Raw genomic sequence first — 17,024 nt, 5'->3', positions numbered from 1 at the left:
GGACCGGGCACGGACGCCTCCATCGCAAAGGAACACTTCTCCATGCAGTACCGCAAATTCGGCCGCACAGGCCTTTTCGTTTCCGAACTGTGCCTCGGCACCATGACTTTCGGCGGCTCCTCCGGCATCTGGGGCCAGATCGGCAACCTGCAGCAATCCGAGGCCGAAGGGCTGATCGGCCGCTCGCTGGACGCCGGCATCAACTTCATCGACACGGCGGACGTGTATTCCGAAGGCCAGTCCGAAGTCATCACCGGCCAGGCGCTGAAGAACCTCAAGGTGCCGCGCGACAGCTTCGTGCTGGCCACCAAGGTGCTGGGCGAAACCGGCAGCAAGGGCGTCAACTCCGCCGGCGCCTCGCGTTTTCACATCATGGACGGCGTGAAGGCCAGCCTGCAGCGCCTGCAGCTGGACCACATCGACCTGTACCAGATCCACGGTTTCGACCCGGTCACGCCCATCGAGGAAACCGTGCACGCGCTCGACAACCTGGTGCGCCAGGGCCACGTGCGTTACGTCGGCGTTTCGAACTGGGCGGCATGGCAGATCGCCAAGGCGCTGGGCATCGCCGAGCGCGACAAGCTGGCGCGCTTCGAGTCGCTGCAGGCCTACTACACCATCGCCGGGCGCGACCTGGAGCGCGAGCTGGTGCCGCTGCTGCGCAGCGAGAGCGTCGGCCTGATGGTGTGGAGCCCGCTGGCGGGCGGCCTGCTGAGCGGCAAGTACGGCCGCAACACCGAAGCGGAGAAAGGCAGCCGCCGCACCAGCTTCGACTTTCCGCCGGTGAACGTCGAGCGCGCCTACGACTGCATCGACGTGATGCGCGGCCTGGCGGAAGCGCGCGGCGTGTCGGTCGCGCAGATCGCGCTGGCATGGCTGCTGCACCAGCAGGTGGTGACCAGCGTGATCATCGGCGCCAAGCGCACCGAGCAGCTGGACGACAACATCGCCGCCACCGCCATCAAGCTCACGGCCGACGAGCTCGCCACGCTGGACAAGGTGAGCGCGCTGCCGGCCGAGTACCCCGGCTGGATGCTCGAGCGCCAGGGCGGCGTGCGCGGCAAGCGGCTGGAAGAGTCAGGCCGCCGCGGCTGAGGCCCTCATCTCCGGTGTCTCCGGCGTCTCCGGTGTCTCCGGCATTGGGCGACGCGCGGCATGCGCCGCCGTCGCCCGCAGCGCGCGCAGGTCGATGTGGCGGGCCGCGCCGGCCGCATCGGGCCGCTCCAGGTGCGGCACTATGCCGAGCAGGGGCGCGCCGAGCCGCGCGCGCAGCGTCTGCAGGTTGGCCTGCGGCGCGAGCATCGACGGATCGACCATGCTCGCCACCCAGCCCGCCAGCACCAGGCCTCGTGCGCGAATGGCCTCGGCGCTCAGCAGCGCATGGTTGAGGCAGCCCAGCCGCAGGCCGACCACCAGGATCACCGGCAGGCCCAGCGCAACTGCCAGGTCGGCACTGTCGAGGTCGTCGCCAAACGGCACGCAGAAGCCGCCCACGCCTTCCACCACCACGGCATCGGCACGCGCCGAAAGCTCGTCGAACGCCGAGAGCATCGGCTGCAGCTCGATGCGCACGTCTTCCTGCCGCGCCGCGAGGTGCGGCGACATCGGCGCGCGCAGCAGGTACTGGCAACGCAGCGCCAGCGGGGCATCGACGTTGCCGGCGGCGCGCAGCTGTTCCACGTCCTCGTTGCGCCATTCGCCGTCGATTTCTTCCAGCCCCGCCGCCACCGGCTTCATGCCTACCGCGCGCAGGCCCGAGCCGGCCAGCAGGCTCAGCATGGCGCTGCTGACCAGCGTCTTTCCGATGCCGGTGTCGGTGCCGGTCACGAACCAGCGGCGCGGCGGCTGCGTCATGCGGCCTCCATCAGCGGCTGGCCGGCAAGGGCCTCTCCCAGTGCTTCCGTGAGGCGTGCGACATCGGCCTCGGTATGGCTGGCCGACAGCGCGATGCGCAGCCGCGCCGTTCCGGCGGGCACGGTGGGCGGACGGATCGCGCCGACGCGCAGGCCGTGCGCATCGAGCTTCGCCATGGCCTGCATCGCGCGCACGTTGTCGCCCAGGATCAGCGGCTGGATCGCGGTGGGCGACTCCGGCAGCCAGGCGCTGCCATCGGCTGGCAGCACCGCCGTCAAGTCCCGGCGCAGTTGCACGATGCGCTCCTGCAGCCGTGCACGGCGTAGCGCGCCCTCCTCGCCCCCGATCAGCGCCAGGCTCGCAAGCAGCGCATGCGCCACTGCCGGCGGCGCGGCCGTGGTGAAGATGTAGGGCCGCGCGCGCTGCACCAGGTAGTCGATGACGGTTCGATGCGCTGCCACGAAGGCACCCGACACGCCAGCCGCCTTGCCCAGCGTGCCGACCAGCACCAGCCGCTGCGAATTCAGCCCGAGTGCTTCGGGCACGCCTCGCCCGGTCTCGCCCAGTACGCCGAAGCCGTGCGCATCGTCGATCACCAGCCAGGCATCGCGCTTTTCCGCCAGCGCGAGCAGCGCTGCCACCGGAGCGATGTTGCCGTCCATGCTGAACACTGCGTCGCTCACGATGAGCTTCACCGGCGCGTCGCATGCGGCGAGCTGCGCGTCGAGCGCCGCCACGTCGCAATGCGGATAGCGCTCGACGCGCGCCTTGGCCAGCCTTGCGCCATCGATGAGAGAAGCATGGTTGAGCTCTTCCGAGAAGATGACTGCGTCCGCCCCGCCGAGCGCCGACAGCACCGCGAGGTTGGCCATGTAGCCGGTGCAGAAGAAGAGGCTGCGCGCCTCCGGAATGAACGGAGACATCCAGTCGGCAAGCTGCTCTTCGAGTGCCGCATGCGCTCGCGAATGCCCGAGGATCAGGTGCGAGCCGCCGCTGCCCGTGCCGTACAGCGCGGCGCCTTCGGCCCACGCCTTCGCCAGCGCGGGATGGGCCGCGAGGCCGAGGTAGTCGTTACTGCTGAAGCAGAGCATGTTGCGCGGCGTGCTGCCGCCGGCCAGCGTCAGCGTCTGCCGCGGTGCGCAGGCGGTTTCGGCGATCTGCCTCCTGCGACGCAGCGACATGGCATCGAGCGCGTCGATCTCTTCCTGCAGGCGGTCAAGCAAGCGCGACATCGCGGGCTCCTTCCTTCTTCGGGTTCATGGCCATGACGGCGTCCAGCGTGGCCAGCGTGCCGTCGACCAGCAGGTCGATCTCGTCGTCGCCTATCGCGTAGGGCGGCATCAGGTACACGGTGTTGCCGATGGGCCGCATCAACAGCCCCTGCGCGCGTGCGGCGAGATGGAAACGCTCGGCGAAGCGGGCACCGGGTTCGCGCACGTCGAAGGCGGTGATCATTCCGCGCTGCCGCAGGTGCCCGACTGCGCGGCCTTCGAGGCCTTCACTCAGGCGACGCAGCAGGCGCTCCGCCCTGCCCCGGTTGCGCTGCAAGGCGTCTTCGGCTTCGAACAGCTCCAGCGTCGCGAGCGCCGCGCGGCAGGCCAGCGCATTGCCGGTGTACGAATGCGAATGCAGGAAGCTGCGCGCCGCATCGTCGTCGATGAAGGCGTCGTGGATGGCGTCGCGCGCCATCACCAGCGCCAGCGGCAGGTAGCCGCCGCTGATGCCCTTCGACAGGCAAAGGAAGTCGGGCCAGATGCCTGCCTGCTCGCAGGCGAAGAAGCTGCCGGTGCGCCCGCAGCCCACCGCGATCTCGTCGGCGATGAGGTGGACTTCGTAGCGGTCGCAGAGAGCACGCGCAAGCCGCAGGTACTCGGGGTCGTGCATCGCCATGCCGGTGGCGCACTGCACCAGCGGCTCGACGATCACGGCGGCGATGGTGTCGTGCTGTTCGGCCAGCAGCGCTTCGAGCTCAGCGGCGGCGCGGCGTGCGACGTCGGCAGCGTCCTCACCGGGCAGCGCATTGCGCGCATCGGGCGAGGCAACGAGGTGCGCGTTGACGAGCAACGGCGCATAGGCGTCGCGGAACACCGGCACGTCGGTCACATGCAGCGCGCCCAGCGTTTCGCCGTGGTAGCCCTGTTTCAGCGCCACGAAGCGCCGCTTGTCGCCGCGGCCCGCGTTACGCCAGAAATGAAAGCTCATCTTCAGCGCGATCTCCACCGCCGAGGCGCCGTCCGAGGCGTAGAAGCAATGCCCGAGCGCATGCCCCGTGAGCGCGGACAGCCGCTCGGCCAGTTCCACCGCGGGCGCGTGCGTGCAGCCGGCCAGCATCACGTGCGACAGCGTGTCTAGCTGCTGTTTCAGTGCGTCGTTGATCGCCGGATGCGCATGCCCGAAGAGATTGACCCACCACGAGCTGGTGGCGTCCATGTAGCGCCGGCCTTCCTGGTCGAAGAGCCACACGCCCTCGCCGCGCGCGATGGGCAGCGGCGGCACCGCTTCGAGCCGGATGCTCTGCGTGCACGGATGCCAGACGTGGCGCCGGCTGCGCTGCTGCAGATCGGCGTTGGAAGATGAGGAAAAAGCAGTCGTAGCAGGCACCCGCGCAGTCCTTTCGTGAGGGCAAGGCGCGGGATCGTATCGACGCGTTCAGGGGGCGGCAAACGGCCCTTCGGCGTGTGAAATGACGGAGTGTTCAGCGACGTTCCACGGCGTAGCGCCCGCATTGGGAGCAACGTCGCGGAACAAGCCGGCTTCTCGTCTTCTCGGACGCGTGGCGGGAAAACGCAAGTTGTCCGGCTGGCGCCAGAAACAGGTCACGAATGTCCGGTTTTCGGGGGCAAGCGGCGCAGCGCGCGAATTTCGGACATGCATCGTGGCGGGTTTCAGCAGCCCTCGTGGGCTGTGGCTTCAACCCGAGCTCTTGTTGACCAGCCCGCCGATGTACTCGCGCAGCGAGATCGCCCCTCGCACCGGCTTTTCGGCCGGCTCGTAGTGCTGGTCCATCGTGGCTCGCGTCATCGTGGCGTACGACTTCGCGGCGGCATCGGAGAAGCCCAACCTTCCGTAAACCTGCTCGAGTTGCTCGCGCGGCGTCGCGACGACTTCGACCGGCTTTCCGAGCGCTTCCGAGAAAGCCTGCGCCACATCGCCCGGCGAATAGCGCTCGGGTCCTTCGACATGGTGCGGCCCCGAGGATTCGGCCGGGCCGAGCATCAGCTTGGCGGCGTACTGGCCAAGGTCGTGCGGCGCCACCATCGGCAGCACGAAGTCGGCGGGGAACATGCTGTAGAGCTTGCCCTCCTTGCGCGCGCTTTCCAGCGAGGCGTCCCAGTTGCTCATGTAGTAGGCGGCGCGCAAAGCGCTGAACGGTACCGGGCCGGCGGCGAGCGCCTGTTCCAGGTCGTACAGCACGCTGAGGTCGCCGATGCCTTCGCCGGGCTGCGCGCCGTAGGCCGATTCGGCGACGATCTTCTCGAGCTTGCAGCCTTCGAGCGCCGAAACGATGGCGCGCACGCTCCTGTGCTCCTCGGCCACCGTGTCCGAAGACGGCGGCGCAGGCGGATTCAGCACGAAGACGCGCTTTCCACCCATGAACACGCGGTGCAGCGCGTGCGTGTCGAACACGTCGACCTGTGCGACGTGCGCGCCCTTGGTACGAAGTGCCTCGGCCTTGCGCGCATCGCGCGTGACCACCGTGACCGGCTCGCTGCGTTCGAGCAAGGCTTGCGCCAGCGCCGAGCCGACGTGGCCGGTCGCTCCCAGAATGATGTGCATCGTGTGCCTCCGTTGCGTTCAGCCGCGCTTCTCGGCATTGCGCTTGCGCGTGGCAGCGGCCTTCTTCGCGGAGGCCGACCGCTCGGCGGCCGTGCGGTGTGCCGCAGCAGCACCGCCCAGCCTTCCGCCCTTGCGCGAAGGTCCGTGGTTCTCGGCCTTGCCGCGACCACCACCGCTCTTCTTGCCGCCGCCGGTCTCGGCGTTCACCGTGGCCCAGGCGCGGCGCTCCGCCTCACCCTTGCCCACGCCGCGATGCTCGTAGCCTTTCTCGATGTGCTCGGCCTGTCGCTTCTGCTTGTCCGTGTAGGACGACTTGTCGCCTCTTGGCATGTGGTGCTCCTGCAGTGTTGATTGAGGAGCTTTCATGCTGGGCGCGGCATGTGCGCCGTGGGTAAGAAGAGGCGCGCGACGTGCGTCAGTGTTTTCCGTCGTCGCGCTGTCAACTGCGTGTCAGGAGCCCGGCTTCATGCGCCGCAGGTGCGCCAGCATCTCTTCGCGGACCACGCCGGTGATGTGGCTGCGCCGCCCGTTCTCCAGCATGCCCACGCGCCGCGCCACCGGCCTGCCGGGCAGTTGCAACACGCTCAGCGCCGGATCGCTTTCCCAGTCGAAGTTCTTCAGCAACGGCACCATGCTGAAGCCGACGTTCTTGCGCACCAGCTCGGCAATGGCCAGCAGCGAGTTGAGTTCCAGAAACTCCTTGGGCACCAGTTGCAGCCGCCGCAGGATGCGGTCGATGCGCGCACCGGTGGGCGTGCGACGGTCGAAGCGGATGAAGGGCTGTGTCGCGAACAGGGTCGCGATGCTCGCGTCGGGCGAGGCGATGCTGGAGTTGGCGAGCACGGTGAGTGTTTCGTCGTAGCACGGCGTCCAGAGCAGGCCCGGCGCTTCGGGCCATTGGCGCTCGACGACCACGGCCGCGTCGAGCTCTCCGCTCACCACGTCCTGCATCAGCTGCGTCTGCTCGCGCACGCGCAGCTCGACTTCGAGGTTCGGATGCAGCGACTTGAGCTGCGCCAGCGTGCTCGACAGCAAGCCCATGGCGGTGATCAGCGAGCCGAGCTTGATGGTGCCCGCGATCTGCCGCTGATCCTGCAGGTCGCGGCGCATGGACTCGTACTGCGCGAGCAGTTCCTCTGCGCGCGGCAGCAGCAGGTGCCCCGCGGGGCTCAGCACCATGGTGCGGCCTGTCTTGTCGAACAGTGTCTTCTTCAGCTCCGCCTCGAGCGCGCGCATCTGCTGGCCCACGGCTGCCTGGGTGAGCGCGACCTGGTCGGCCGCTGCAGCGAAAGAGCCGCCACGGGCAGCGGCGACGAAGGTGCGGAGGAATCGGATGCTGCTCATGCCAGGGTGTGCACGGACGAAAGAGAAAGTATTTCTTTATTAATTCTAAATATTTTTTAAATTTATTTTTTCCTGTGCTTGCAAAACAATGCGTGCCGAAGTCACCGCCTTAGCGCCTTCAGACGGCAGGCGGATGACAGGCTCACCCCAGAAACAAGCACTCCATGACAGCCCCTCAATACTTTCCCCTCGTCGATGTTTCCGGCACGCCGCACGAGCGCGGCCTGCAGCACGGCCGCGCGGTGCCCGAACGCGTGGCCGGCGGTATCGCGCTCTACCGCGCACAACTCGGTCGCCGCGGCTTGGACGACGCCACCATCCGCCAGCTGGCGCAGTCGATGCTCCCGCTGATCGAGGGCTACGACGCGAGCTACCTGGAGGAGATGCGCGGCATCGCCGAAGGCGCGGGCGTGCCGCTCGAAGACATCGTGATGATCAACTGCCGCACCGAGATGCTCTTCGGCTATGCCGACATGAAGCGCTCCCCCGAGCCCGCGGCGGACGCAGCCTCGTCGGAAGACGGCGACTGCACCGGCCTCGTCGTGCTGCCCGCGCGCTCGGCCACCGGCCGGCTGATGCACGCCCACAACTGGGACTGGCGCCAGGAATGCGTGGACACGGGCATCGTGCTGCGCATCCGCAACGCCGGCGGCCCCGACATGCTCACCTTCACCGAAGCCGGCGCGCTGGCGCGTCACGGCTTCAACAGCAACGGCGTGTCGCTCACCGGCAATTCGCTGACCTGCAACGAAGACTTCCAGAAAGGCGCCGGCGTGCCGCTCGTGCTGCTGCGCCGCCGCGTGCTGGAGGCCGCAAACCTCGCGCAGGCGATGAAGACCATCTGGGCCTCCAAGCGCTACTGCGCCAACAACATGATCCTGGCCCAGTCCACCGGCAACGACGGCTCGGGCATCAGCCTGGAGACCTCGCCCGGCGAGATCTTCTGGACCCTGCCCGAGAACGACCTGCTGGTGCACGCCAACCACTGGATGTCGCCCGCGGCCATCGTCAAGCTGCGCGACCCCGGCCTGCCGCAGCGGCCCGACAGCATCTACCGCCAGCACCGCGTGGAAAACGCCCTGCGCCGCGCCGGAGACCGCATCGACTGGAGCCACGTCAAGGCCGCGCTGGCCGACGAGTTCGGCAAGCCCGACGGTGTGCTGCGCACTCCGAAGCCGGCCGACTTCAGCAGCATCTCGGCCACTGTCGCCACCACGCTCATGGACGCGGCCAACCGCGTGATGTGGGTGGCGCGCAAGCCCTACGAAGCCCGCAATTTCCAGGAATACACGCTCTGAGCGACCCGCACCCATGACTCGCAACACGCCCCCCGAAGCCCCCACCGCCTTTGCCGACCAGCGCGCCCGCGCCATCTACGACCTGGGCCACGGCACCATCTACGCCTCGCGCAGCGACCCGCGCTTTTCGTACTGCACCTACGTGCCCGAGCACATCGGCAGGCCCGGCACCCGGCCGATGCAGCTGGTGGTGGTGATGCACGGCACCGGCCGCGCCTTCGTCAACTATCGCGAGGCCTTCGCCGGCTTCGCCCGGTGGAACGACTGCATCGTGCTGTGCCCGCTGTTCCCGGCCGGCGTGCGCGGCGACGGCAACCGCGACGGCTTCAAGCACCTGGTGGAAGCCGACATCCACTACGACCGCGTGCTGCTCGACATGGTGGCCGAGGTGGGCGAGAAGTTCGGCTGCGACTTCGAGCGCTTCGCGCTCTTCGGCTATTCGGGCGGCGGCCAGTTCGCCAACCGCTTCGCGATGCTGCATCCCGATCGGCTGTGGGCCGTGTCCATCGGCGCGCCGGGCTCGGTGACGCAGATCGACCCCACGCACGGCTGGTGGGTCGGCACCGCCGACTTCGAGGCACGCTTCGGCAAGCCGATGAACCTCGAAGCGCTGCGCGCCCTGCCCGTGCACATGGTCGCCGGCAAGGCCGACATCGAGACCTGGGAGATCACGCACCGCGAAGGCGGCAAGCACTACATGCCCGGCGCCAACGACGCCGGCCGCACCCGGCCCGAGCGGCTGGACACGCTGCGCCGCTCCTTCGAGGCGGCCGGCGTGAAGGTCCGCTTCGACCTGCTCGACAACGTGCCCCACAACGGCCTGGCCTGCGTCGACTGCGTGCAGGACTTCCTGGCCGACGCCCTCCACGCGCTGCGCGAGCCGGCGGCGGTGCCGCAGGCGGCCTGACGCCGAGCGCCGAAAGGAAGACGGCTTCATGTTCCGCTTCGCAGCCTCCCGCATCGCGATGGCGATCCCCACGCTGCTCATCGTGGCGGTGTCGGTGTTCGTGCTGATACGGTTGATTCCCGGCGACCCCGCGCAGCTGCTGCTGGGCGACCTCGCCACCCCCGCCAGCCTGGCCGAGCTGCGCGAGCGCCTCGGCCTCGACCGCTCCGTGCCGGCGCAGTTCGGCATCTGGTTCGGCCACGTGCTGCAGGGCGACCTGGGCACGTCCATCAACACCGGGCAGGACGTGCTCTCGCTCGTGACCGACCGCTTTCTCATCAGCGGCCGCATCGTGCTGGTGGCCGTGCTGCTGGCCGCGATGGTGGCGGTACCCGCGGGCATGATCGCCGCCTGGAAGCAGAACCGCGCGCCCGACCTGCTGCTGGTGGGCGCGGCGACGCTGCTGGTGTCCATTCCGACCTTCTGGCTCGGCCTGCTGCTGCTCCTGCTGTTCGGTTTGAAGCTGGGCTGGCTGCCGGTGGTGGGCTACGTCGGCATTTCCGAAGACTGGAAGAACGGCCTGCTCTACCTGGTGCTGCCGATCCTCACGCTGTTCCTGCACGAGATCGGCGTGCTGATGCGCATGGCGCGCGCCAGCACGCTCGAGGTGCTGCGGCTGGACTACATCACCCATGCGCGCGCCAAGGGCCTGTCGGAGCGCGCGGTGCTGATGCGCCATGCCTTCCGCAACGCCTTCGGCCCGACCTGGACGCTCATCGGGCTGGTGCTGGGCAACCTGCTCGGCGGCATCGCGGTGGTGGAAACGGTGTTCACCATTCCCGGCCTGGGCCGGCTGCTGGTCGACGCGATCTTCGCGCGCGACTACCCGGTGATCCAGGGCTGCCTGCTCTTCGTGGCGGTGATCTACGTGGTGGTGAACCTCGTGATCGACCTTTGCTACCCCTTCTTCGACCCGAGAGTTGCCGTCGAATGACAACGATGAAGCGCAAGAAGCGCATTCCCCTGAATGCCCTGGTGGGCATCGCCGTCGTCGGCCTGATCGTGGCGGCGGCGCTCCTGAGCCTCGTGTGGACGCCGCACGATCCGCTGCGCATCAACTTCGGCTCGCGCCTGAAGCTGCCCGGCGGCGCCTACCTGCTGGGCACCGACGAGTTCGGCCGCGACGAGCTCTCGCGCCTGATGGCCGGCGCCGCCACCAGCGTGTGGATCGGCGTGCTGACGGTGGGCTTCGCCATCGTCGTGGGTAGCATCGTCGGCGTGCTGACGGGCTTCCTGCGCGGCTGGACCGACCGCATCGTGATGGCTTTCAACAATGCGCTGCTGGCCTTCCCGGGCCTGCTGCTGGCGCTGGGCCTGCTCGCTGTGGTGGGCGCGAACCAGTACGGCATCGTGCTGGCGCTGGGGCTGGCCTACACGCCCTCGGTGACGCGCATCGTGCGCGGCACGGTGCTGTCGCTGCGCGAGAAGGAGTTCATCGAATCCTCGCGCGTGCTGGGCAACTCCGAGCTCTACACCATGGTGCGCCACGTGCTGCCCAACTGCACCGCACCGCTCACGGTGCTCGCCACGTCGATGTTCGGCTGGGTGATCCTGGCCGAGAGCGCGCTGTCCTTCCTCGGGCTGGGCGTGCCGCCGCCGGCGCCCACCTGGGGCAACATGCTGGCGTCGGCCCGCCCGTTCATGGCGCAGGCCAGCTATCTCTCGATTCTTCCGGGCCTGTGCATCGCGCTGACGCTGCTGGGCATCAACCTGCTGGGCGACGCTGTGCGCGACTGGCTCGATCCGCGCATGAAGGGCGTCCAATGAGTTCCCAGGCAACACCACTGGTCAGCGTGGAAGGTCTGACGCTGGCCGTCGGCATCGGCGGTCGCGAGATCGTGCGCAACGTGTCCTTCGACATCGCGCCGGGCGAGATGGTCGGCATCGTCGGCGAATCGGGCAGTGGCAAGACGCAGGCCGCGCGCGCCATCATGGGCCTCACGCCGCCGCCGCTGGTGCGCACCGCCGGGCGCATCCTGTTCGAGGGCGAAGACCTGGCGCTGGCGAAGCCGGCGCGGCTTCGCGAACTGCGCGGCGCGCGCGTGGGCATGGTGTTCCAGGAGCCCATGACCTCGCTGAACCCGTCGATGACCATCGGCAGGCAGCTCGGCGAAGCGCTCGCGCTGCACCGGCGCAACCTGTCTCCGGCCGCGCGGCAGGAGCGCATTCCCGACATGCTGGCGCGCGTCGGCATCCGCGACCCCAAGGGCGCGCTCGACGCGTGGCCGCACGAGTTCTCGGGCGGCATGCGCCAGCGGATGATGCTCGCGTCGGTGATGCTGCTGGAGCCCGCGCTGCTCATCGCCGACGAGCCCACCACCGCGCTCGACGCCGTGGTGCAGCGCGACGTGCTGGAGCTGATGGTCGGCCTTACGCGCGAACACAACACCGCCGTGCTGATGATCAGCCACGACCTGCCGATGGTGGCCCGCTTCACCCAGCGCATGGTCGTGATGCGCCACGGCGAAGTGAAGGAAACCGGCCGCACCGACGAGATGCTCGAACGGCCCAAGCACGAGTACACCCGCGAACTGCTGCAGGCCATGCCGCGCCGACTGCCCGCACGCGAGGCGACGCAGGAGGCGCCGGTGGTCGAGGTGCGCAACCTCGTCGTCGACTACGCCGGGCATCGCCGCCTGTTCGCCAAGGCGACGCCGAAGCGCGCGCTGCACGGCATCGACCTGGTGGTGCGGCCGCGCGAGGTGGTCGCGGTGGTCGGCGGCTCGGGTTCGGGCAAGACCACGCTGGGGCGCACCATCGCCGGGCTGCTCAAGCCCAGCGGCGGCGAGATCCTCTTCAACGGCCGGCCCATCCTGCGCTCCGACGCCGGCTGGTCCGACTACCGGCTGCAGTGCCAGATGGTGTTCCAGGACCCGTACGCCTCGCTCGATCCGCGCATGACCATCGGCCAGCTCGTGGGCGAAGGGCTGCGGCTGGTCAAGGGCATGTCGGCGTCCGACAAGGCCCGCCGCGTGCAGGAGGTGCTCGACGAAGTGGGCCTGGGCACGGGCTTCGCGCAGCGCTACGCGCACGAACTCTCGGGCGGACAGCGTCAGCGCGTGGCCATCGCGCGCGCCATCGTGCGGCGGCCGAGCTTCGTCATCGCCGACGAGCCGGTGTCGGCGCTCGACGTGACGGTGCGCGCGCAGGTGCTGAAGCTGTTCGCCGAGCTGCAGAAGCGCCACGGCTTCTCTTGCCTCTTCATCAGCCATGACCTCGGCGTGGTCGAACAGGTGGCCGACCGCGTGATCGTGATGCAGGATGGCCGCATCGTCGAGCAGGGCCCGCGCGATGCGGTGTTCGACGCGCCGCAGCAGGACTACACGCGCAAGCTGCTGTCGGCCATTCCGGCGCTGGAGCCGACCGCCGGCGGCGGCGTGCGGCTGCGCTGGCGCTTCGGGGCCGAGACGCCGGCCTTCGCCTGATTTCCTTTCTTGATTGCACCGCAGGAGTTCCTCATGTCCCGCTTCTTCAACTTTCGCCACGCCGCCATCGCCGCCGCCTGCCTCGCCGCAGGATCGGGCGCCTTCGCGCAGACCAGCATCACCGTGGCGCAGCCCGCCGACATCCGCTCCACCAACCCCGGCGTGAACCGCGACAACACCACCGACGGCGTGGTACTCAACATGGTCGAGGGGCTGGTCGGCTACCGCATGGACGGCAGCGTGGGCCCGCTGCTGGCGCAGTCGGTCGACGTTTCGAAGGACGGCCTGACCTACACCTTCAAGCTGCGCAAGGGCGTGAAGTTCCACAACGACGCCCCGCTGACCTCGGCAGATGTGGCCTGGAACTGGAAGCGCTACATGGACCCGAAGACCGACTGGCGCTGCACCAGCGAGTACGACGGCCGCAACGGCCTGAAGGTGGTCGAGACGGCAACGCCCGACGACAGCACCTTCGTGATGAAGATCAACAAGCCCTCGGCCGTGTTCCTCGACACGCTCGCGCGCACCGACTGCGGCATGACCGCCATCCTGCACAAGAGCTCGGTGAAGGCCGACGGCAGCTGGGACAAGCCGGTGGGCACCGGCCCCTTCAAGTTCGGCGAATGGAAGCGCGGCGAGTACGTGACGGTGACGGCCTTCAAGGGCTACACCTCCACGCCGGGTGCGACGAAATCGGACGGCTACGTGGGACTGAAGGCGCCGCTGGTGGACTCGGTGAAGTTCCTCGTCGTGCCCGACGCGGCCACGGCGGCGGCGGGCCTGAAGTCGGGCGCCATCGACGCGGGCCAGATCACGTCGAGCGACGCGCAGGAAATGAAGAACGACCGCAACCTCGCGGTGCAGGCTCCGCCCGAGGCGATCAAGAACGTGCTGCTGATCCAGACGCGCGACCCGCTGCTGAAGAACCAGAAGCTGCGCCAGGCCATCGCGGCCTCGCTGGACATCGAGCAGATCGTGGCGGCCGCTTCCGAAGGCCTGGGCTCGCCCAACAACTCGGCCATCCACAAGGGCTCGGCCTTCTACAGCGCCGCGCAGAAGAAAGGCTGGCACTACGACCCGGCGCAGGCCGCGAAGCTGCTGCGCGAGGCCGGCTACAAGGGCGAGAAGATCACCATCCAGACCAACAAGCGCGCCCACGTGCCCAGCTACACGGTGGCGGTGCTGGCGCAGGCCATGATGCAGTCGGTGGGCATCAACGCGCAGATCGAGGTGCTCGAATGGGCCACGCAGCTCGACCGCTACAACAGCGGCAACTACCAGATGAGCTCGTTCAGCTATTCCTCGCGCCTCGACCCGGCCCTGAGCTACGAGCAGTTCTCGGGCCCGAAGGACAAGCAGGCGCGCAAGGTGTGGGAAGACCCGCAGGCGCTGAAGCTGATCGACGAGAGCTTTGCCGAGTCCGACCCGAAGAAGCGCCAGGCGCTGTTCGACCAGATCCACGCGCTCATGATCCAGCAGGTGCCGATGGTGATGCTCTTCAACGGCCTCGACGCATGGGCCGTGCGCAAGCGCGTGAGCGGCTTCGCGGTGTGGGAAGGCAAGCCGCGGATGTGGGGCGTGTCGGTGAGCGCCGCGAAGGGCAACTAAGCCAACCAAGGCACCTGAGGAGCCAGGGGAGCCCTCTCCCCTGCCTGCCCCATGGACGACGCGCGGGGTCGGTCCATTCCCACATGCATGCCGCAAGGGACGCCGGAGAAAGAACTGGAGGTCGCACCTGTCCGACCCGTCCGACCCGTTCTTCAGCTCACCGAAGGAGTCCCGCCCCATGACATCCCCGAAGCAGACCCCGCATCAGAACCCCGACGCCGTCACCACCGACGAGCACGACAGCCTGCCCACGCAGCACAACAAGGCCGGCAATCAGCCAGCCACTCCCAGGAACGAGCCGCGCCGTACGCCGGAAAGCCGCAGCGACCGCGAAAGCCATGTCGGCGGAAGCAACCAGCTGCAGGCCCGCCGCGGCGGTGGCTCGCGATGACCGCCGCGCTCAACACCAGCGAGGCGATGGACCGCTGCATCGCAGCGTGCAACGCCTGTGCGCTGGCATGCAACCGCTGCGCAGCCGCCTGCCTTGCCGAAGGCCGGGGCGGCATGGCGCGCTGCATCGCGCTCGACACGGACTGCGCCGCGGCCTGTGCCTTCACCGCCGCCGTGATGGCGCGCGGCGGCGAGAACATCGTGGTCGCTTGCGGCATGTGCGCCGAAATCTGCCAGCGCTGCGCCGCCGAATGCGGCAAGCACGACGTGGACCACTGCCAGCGCTGCGCCGAAGCCTGCCGGCAGTGCGAGACCGAATGCAGGAGCATGGCTGCGGCGGCCTGAACGGCGGGTGAATTTCCATGCTTCCGCGCTGTTGTGCGGCGATCCATAACAGCGCCAAGCGGCGTGGGAAGCCTGGATCAGCGATCTGTCGGCGGCCGCGCCGCCGTTCGTGCCCCGGAGAAGACAGATCGGGCACGCCGAGCCCGCGTACGCAGGGTGATGGAGTAACGCAGCGCCTCGGTGGGCGCAATCGCATGCTGCCAGGCCCACCGCGCCGGCCCGCGCAGCAGGTACACCGAGCGCGGCTCGATCAGGAACTCGAGCGTGGCCGGCCCCGAAGCCGGCGCGCCCGGCACGTAGGGCCTGAACTGCATCACCGCGTCGTTGTTCAGCGAGACGCCGATGATGTCCTCGAAGTCGGGCACGTCGCGGTGCCAACCCAGCGGCGTGCCGGGCCGGTACTCGGCGACCAGCATGTGCGTGAGGTCTTCGGGCGCAATGCCGGCCCACTCGGCCGCCTTTGCCCGCAGCGGATGCAGCGTCTCGGGCAGCGGCGCACCGGGCTTCAGGCGGTTGATGTCGAAGTCGTAGCTGCCGCCGAAGCTGGTGCCGCGGCGGCGCGCCGTGTATTCCTTGTAGCGCATCTCCTTGAGCGGCAGGGCCTGCACGATGCGCAGCAGCCCGGCCTCTTCCTCCCGCGACAGGAACCCGCTTTCATAGCGCAGTCCCTCGATCGCGGCCACCGGCGCCTCGCCGAACAGATCGGGTTGGCCTGCATGTTCGAGACGTCGGGTGGCGCGCGTCATCTGGTCTGTCTTTTCGCTGTCAGGCCGCTACGGTCGCCACACGCGAACCCAGTCGACTTCCATGGTCGCATTGGCGTCGGCGCCCAGCGGGCCGTAGCCGCCGGGCGGAATGAGGCCCGCCCAGCCGCCGTTCTTGATCTCGCAGGTGAGCTTGATGTATTCGTCGCTGAGGGAAATGCCTTCCTTGATGGTCGCGTACGGCGTCTCCGCGCCGTCGAGGTAGAACTGGTATCCCTCCGACGTCCAGAGCACCCCCACCGTGTGCCAGCTCGAGAACGACTGCTTTTCCGGCAGCCGCTGCGGGCCGCTGCCCCGGGAGATCGTCTTTCCGTCTTCGTAGCCGTTCCAGTGCACCGCGCTCGAGAACCCGTTGCTGATGTCCGCTGCGTTGTCCTTCGAAACTGCCCGGTGCTCGATGATGTCCACCTCCACGCCCGCGGCCGGGTTCGGAGGCTCTGCAGCCTTGTTGGCCTGGGACATCAACCAGACAGCTCCCCACTGTCCCGGCCTGGTGGCGAAACGCACGCTGGCTTCGATGTACCCGAAGCAGAATTCGAAGAGCCCTCTCGTGACCAGCCACCCCGTGTGGTGCCTGCCGGTCGAGGGGTCCGTGTAGGTCGAGATCTTCAGGACGCTGTTTTCGACCTTCACGGCCTCGACCGTCTGGAATGCGTCGTCGCGCACATTGGTGCTCAAGCTCCACTTGGCGCGATCGACGGTACTGCCTTCGAACTCGTCGTGCCATGCGAGCTTGTAGCCGTCCGCCGACTTGGGGGCATGCGACACCACCAACTGCGTGCCGGATCGCGCCGTTCCTCCCGCCGTCCGGACGGAGATCTCGCCGGTCCTGGCCGACGCGGGCACGGTTGCTGAAATCTGGCTCGCGGAGTCGACGCTGAGCTTCGTCGCAGGCACCCCGCCGAAGCTGACGGAGGCATTCGAATCGAATTCGGCGCCCGTGATGACAATTACGTTTCCTCGTATTGCGAGGGCCGGAGAAAAGGAATGAATGACGGGGTTCTTTGCCAAGGACGGCGGAGATGCCTGTGGCGCCGTCGCGGCTGCAGGCGAATTTTCCGTGGCCGGATTTGTCGCGGCAGGCAGAAAATTCGCGCTATTGACGTGGCTGCCTGAACCTCCCCCTCCGCATCCCGCAACTACTGAAGCTCCCAATAGCGCCGTTGCCGTTTGTGCTCCCGTTTGCAGGAATTGCCTGCGCGATTTCTCCTTGGCCACTGCTTGTTCAATCGAGCGATCTGGTTTCATGGAAATTTTCCTCCCTTGCGTGAAT

At 68.2% G+C, this 17,024-nt stretch carries 17 protein-coding genes; 9 read left to right on the top strand and 8 right to left on the bottom strand.

The features are described from left to right. Window positions 1-42: 42 nt before the first annotated feature. Complete coding sequence (locus tag SFB74_RS16155; protein ID WP_432731791.1) at window positions 43-1,095, top strand: aldo/keto reductase; 1,053 nt, start codon at window positions 43-45, stop codon at window positions 1,093-1,095. On the opposite strand, the gene bioD is transcribed toward SFB74_RS16155, so the two are convergent. The 6 genes from bioD to SFB74_RS16125 all read right to left on the bottom strand — a co-directional run bounded on the left by bioD (window position 1,078) and on the right by SFB74_RS16125 (window position 6,975). Continuing rightward, window positions 1,078-1,854, bottom strand: a complete 777-nt coding sequence (gene bioD / locus SFB74_RS16150) for a dethiobiotin synthase (protein ID WP_432731790.1) — start codon at window positions 1,852-1,854, stop codon at window positions 1,078-1,080. The two genes, SFB74_RS16155 and bioD, sit on opposite strands and share 18 nt — an antisense overlap. Next, window positions 1,851-3,086, bottom strand: a complete 1,236-nt coding sequence (gene bioF, locus SFB74_RS16145; protein ID WP_432731789.1) for an 8-amino-7-oxononanoate synthase — start codon at window positions 3,084-3,086, stop codon at window positions 1,851-1,853. Before bioF ends, bioD begins: the two co-directional genes overlap by 4 nt. Further along, window positions 3,070-4,455 carry an adenosylmethionine--8-amino-7-oxononanoate transaminase gene (gene bioA / locus SFB74_RS16140; RefSeq protein WP_432731788.1) on the bottom strand — a complete coding sequence of 462 codons (1,386 nt, stop codon included), beginning with the start codon at window positions 4,453-4,455 and terminating at the stop codon, window positions 3,070-3,072. Before bioA ends, bioF begins: the two co-directional genes overlap by 17 nt. A 309-nt stretch (window positions 4,456-4,764) precedes the next feature. After that, window positions 4,765-5,631 carry an NmrA family NAD(P)-binding protein gene (locus tag SFB74_RS16135; protein ID WP_432731787.1) on the bottom strand — a complete coding sequence of 289 codons (867 nt, stop codon included), beginning with the start codon at window positions 5,629-5,631 and terminating at the stop codon, window positions 4,765-4,767. An 18-nt stretch (window positions 5,632-5,649) separates the two neighbouring features. Beyond that, window positions 5,650-5,961: a plasmid stabilization protein gene (locus SFB74_RS16130; protein ID WP_432731786.1), complete on the bottom strand. Its 312-nt coding sequence runs from the start codon at window positions 5,959-5,961 to the stop codon at window positions 5,650-5,652. Between the two features lie 120 nt (window positions 5,962-6,081). Further along, window positions 6,082-6,975 (bottom strand): LysR substrate-binding domain-containing protein, encoded by an 894-nt coding sequence (locus tag SFB74_RS16125; RefSeq protein ID WP_093195258.1) that lies wholly within the window; start codon window positions 6,973-6,975, stop codon window positions 6,082-6,084. A 164-nt stretch (window positions 6,976-7,139) separates the two neighbouring features. Between SFB74_RS16125 and SFB74_RS16120 the strand changes: the two genes are divergently transcribed. The 8 genes from SFB74_RS16120 to SFB74_RS16085 all read left to right on the top strand — a co-directional run bounded on the left by SFB74_RS16120 (window position 7,140) and on the right by SFB74_RS16085 (window position 14,987). Continuing rightward, window positions 7,140-8,273, top strand: a complete 1,134-nt coding sequence (locus SFB74_RS16120; RefSeq protein ID WP_432731785.1) for a C45 family autoproteolytic acyltransferase/hydolase — start codon at window positions 7,140-7,142, stop codon at window positions 8,271-8,273. Between the two features lie 13 nt (window positions 8,274-8,286). Then, window positions 8,287-9,180 (top strand): hydrolase, encoded by an 894-nt coding sequence (locus tag SFB74_RS16115; RefSeq protein WP_432731784.1) that lies wholly within the window; start codon window positions 8,287-8,289, stop codon window positions 9,178-9,180. A 28-nt stretch (window positions 9,181-9,208) separates the two neighbouring features. Then, a complete protein-coding gene (locus SFB74_RS16110) occupies window positions 9,209-10,153 on the top strand; it encodes an ABC transporter permease (protein WP_432731783.1) in 945 nt (314 codons plus the stop codon). Between the two features lie 5 nt (window positions 10,154-10,158). Next, the gene (locus SFB74_RS16105; RefSeq protein WP_432731782.1) at window positions 10,159-10,986 is read left to right on the top strand and encodes an ABC transporter permease; all 828 of its coding nucleotides are present in this window, start codon (window positions 10,159-10,161) and stop codon (window positions 10,984-10,986) included. Continuing rightward, window positions 10,983-12,644: an ABC transporter ATP-binding protein gene (locus SFB74_RS16100; RefSeq protein WP_432731781.1), complete on the top strand. Its 1,662-nt coding sequence runs from the start codon at window positions 10,983-10,985 to the stop codon at window positions 12,642-12,644. Before SFB74_RS16105 ends, SFB74_RS16100 begins: the two co-directional genes overlap by 4 nt. A 33-nt stretch (window positions 12,645-12,677) precedes the next feature. Then, window positions 12,678-14,252 (top strand): ABC transporter substrate-binding protein, encoded by a 1,575-nt coding sequence (locus SFB74_RS16095; RefSeq protein WP_432731780.1) that lies wholly within the window; start codon window positions 12,678-12,680, stop codon window positions 14,250-14,252. 178 nt (window positions 14,253-14,430) lie between these two features. Next, complete coding sequence (locus tag SFB74_RS16090) at window positions 14,431-14,643, top strand: hypothetical protein (RefSeq protein WP_432731779.1); 213 nt, start codon at window positions 14,431-14,433, stop codon at window positions 14,641-14,643. Continuing rightward, window positions 14,640-14,987 (top strand): four-helix bundle copper-binding protein, encoded by a 348-nt coding sequence (locus SFB74_RS16085; protein WP_432731778.1) that lies wholly within the window; start codon window positions 14,640-14,642, stop codon window positions 14,985-14,987. The genes SFB74_RS16090 and SFB74_RS16085 overlap by 4 nt, the downstream gene beginning before the upstream one ends. A 77-nt stretch (window positions 14,988-15,064) precedes the next feature. On the opposite strand, the gene SFB74_RS16080 is transcribed toward SFB74_RS16085, so the two are convergent. Next, window positions 15,065-15,733, bottom strand: coding sequence for an alpha-ketoglutarate-dependent dioxygenase AlkB (locus SFB74_RS16080; RefSeq protein ID WP_432731777.1), 669 nt, complete (start codon window positions 15,731-15,733; stop codon window positions 15,065-15,067). A gap of 27 nt (window positions 15,734-15,760) precedes the next feature. Beyond that, a complete protein-coding gene (locus SFB74_RS16075; RefSeq protein ID WP_432731776.1) occupies window positions 15,761-16,999 on the bottom strand; it encodes a family 16 glycosylhydrolase in 1,239 nt (412 codons plus the stop codon). Window positions 17,000-17,024: the final 25 nt, after the last annotated feature.

The organism is Variovorax xiamenensis (genome assembly GCF_050916385.1).
In the GTDB taxonomy this organism is placed as follows: Bacteria; Pseudomonadota; Gammaproteobacteria; order Burkholderiales; family Burkholderiaceae_C; genus Variovorax.
This window is presented reverse-complemented; position numbering and strand designations above follow the sequence as displayed.

Excerpts from the sequence above, each read along its gene's own strand:
- SFB74_RS16155 (WP_432731791.1), top strand. The coding sequence starts at position 43 with ATGCAGTACCGCAAATTCGGCCGCACAGGCCTTTTCGTTTCCGAACTG.
- bioD (WP_432731790.1), bottom strand. The coding sequence starts at position 1,854 with ATGACGCAGCCGCCGCGCCGCTGGTTCGTGACCGGCACCGACACCGGC.
- bioF (WP_432731789.1), bottom strand. The coding sequence starts at position 3,086 with ATGTCGCGCTTGCTTGACCGCCTGCAGGAAGAGATCGACGCGCTCGAT.
- SFB74_RS16135 (WP_432731787.1), bottom strand. The coding sequence starts at position 5,631 with ATGCACATCATTCTGGGAGCGACCGGCCACGTCGGCTCGGCGCTGGCG.
- SFB74_RS16130 (WP_432731786.1), bottom strand. The coding sequence starts at position 5,961 with ATGCCAAGAGGCGACAAGTCGTCCTACACGGACAAGCAGAAGCGACAG.
- SFB74_RS16125 (WP_093195258.1), bottom strand. The coding sequence starts at position 6,975 with ATGAGCAGCATCCGATTCCTCCGCACCTTCGTCGCCGCTGCCCGTGGC.
- SFB74_RS16120 (WP_432731785.1), top strand. The coding sequence starts at position 7,140 with ATGACAGCCCCTCAATACTTTCCCCTCGTCGATGTTTCCGGCACGCCG.
- SFB74_RS16115 (WP_432731784.1), top strand. The coding sequence starts at position 8,287 with ATGACTCGCAACACGCCCCCCGAAGCCCCCACCGCCTTTGCCGACCAG.
- SFB74_RS16110 (WP_432731783.1), top strand. The coding sequence starts at position 9,209 with ATGTTCCGCTTCGCAGCCTCCCGCATCGCGATGGCGATCCCCACGCTG.
- SFB74_RS16105 (WP_432731782.1), top strand. The coding sequence starts at position 10,159 with ATGAAGCGCAAGAAGCGCATTCCCCTGAATGCCCTGGTGGGCATCGCC.
- SFB74_RS16100 (WP_432731781.1), top strand. The coding sequence starts at position 10,983 with ATGAGTTCCCAGGCAACACCACTGGTCAGCGTGGAAGGTCTGACGCTG.
- SFB74_RS16095 (WP_432731780.1), top strand. The coding sequence starts at position 12,678 with ATGTCCCGCTTCTTCAACTTTCGCCACGCCGCCATCGCCGCCGCCTGC.
- SFB74_RS16090 (WP_432731779.1), top strand. The coding sequence starts at position 14,431 with ATGACATCCCCGAAGCAGACCCCGCATCAGAACCCCGACGCCGTCACC.
- SFB74_RS16085 (WP_432731778.1), top strand. The coding sequence starts at position 14,640 with ATGACCGCCGCGCTCAACACCAGCGAGGCGATGGACCGCTGCATCGCA.
- SFB74_RS16080 (WP_432731777.1), bottom strand. The coding sequence starts at position 15,733 with ATGACGCGCGCCACCCGACGTCTCGAACATGCAGGCCAACCCGATCTG.
- SFB74_RS16075 (WP_432731776.1), bottom strand. The coding sequence starts at position 16,999 with ATGAAACCAGATCGCTCGATTGAACAAGCAGTGGCCAAGGAGAAATCG.